Source organism: Shimazuella sp. NTD250 (assembly GCF_059510375.1).
Genome location: NZ_JCAJZS010000024.1, coordinates 1 through 1,088, shown reverse-complemented (window position 1 = coordinate 1,088; position 1,088 = coordinate 1). Strand labels below are relative to the sequence as shown.

Here is a 1,088-nt window from a genome sequence, read left to right as displayed (position 1 = left end):
TTTTTTATATGATGGATTGTAATATGAAGTGCGACACCTAGAAAGAAAAGAATAGCTCATGAAAAGATTCGTGTAAAATGAAGTCACCACAACACCATTTACACAAGGAGAATCTTCCATGAGCTATACGCATCTTACCATAGAAGAACGCATTCAGCTAGAGATGTTGCATAAAATGGGTTGGTCTGCACGAGAAATTGCAAAAACAATTGGACGTCACGCTTCTACCATAGCTAGGGAGTTGAAGCGGAATAAAAAGGAAAACTATTGTGCAAAGGCAGCACAAGGTATTTGCCAAAAGCGCCGAAAAGAACTGGCATACCAAGGGAAAACGACCCCTATCCTAGTCCAATTCATCGAACAAAAGTTAGCACTATCTTGGTCGCCTGAACAAATTGCTGGCTATCTAGCAACCCAAAAAGAATGCGACAAGGTGTCTTTCAAAACTATTTATCGTTGGCTTTATCTCGGGTTTCTTTCTAAAGGAGATCTCCATGTTTTAAGACAGAAGGGAAAACGTAGGAAACCCAAGGAAACAAGGGGGAAATTCCAGATAGGAAAATCAATTCATAAGCGCCCCAAAGAAGTACGAAAACGAGAAAAATTTGGGCACTGGGAGCTGGACACAGTGGTTTCCAGTCGTGGCAAAAGTAAAGGGTGTTTTGCAACTTTTGTCGAACGCAAGACTCGTTGCTATCTTGCTATCCAGATCCCAGATCGAACAGCCTCTTCGATGGAACGAGCATTTGAACAGCTTGCTATTCGTTTTCCCAAAGGAACCTTCCAAACTGCTACAGTAGATCGAGGGAAAGAATTCGCCTGTCACCTGGCATTAGAAAAACGTTTTGGAGTGGAGGTCTATTTCGCAGACCCGTACTCCTCTTGGCAAAGGGGAACAAACGAAAATGCGAATGGTCTGTTACGGGAGTTTTTTCCCAAGGGCACCGATCTAGCTAAAGTTTCCCAGAAAGAACTAGAAGTTGTTCTCCATTTAATCAATCATCGACCTCGAAAATGTCTGGGATGGAAATCAGCACATGAATCCTTTCAAGAAGAGCTGTCGCACTTAGCTTGACAATCTATCATAT

At 42.4% G+C, this 1,088-nt stretch carries 1 protein-coding gene; it reads left to right on the top strand.

Features of this window, described 5'->3' with window-relative positions; translation table 11 throughout:
* Positions 1–118 precede the first annotated feature (118 nt).
* Positions 119–1,075, top strand: a complete 957-nt coding sequence (locus tag AC5WOF_RS19400; RefSeq protein ID WP_496051588.1) for an IS30 family transposase — start codon at positions 119–121, stop codon at positions 1,073–1,075.
* Positions 1,076–1,088: the final 13 nt, after the last annotated feature.

Excerpts from the sequence above, each read along its gene's own strand:
- AC5WOF_RS19400 (WP_496051588.1), top strand. The coding sequence starts at position 119 with ATGAGCTATACGCATCTTACCATAGAAGAACGCATTCAGCTAGAGATG.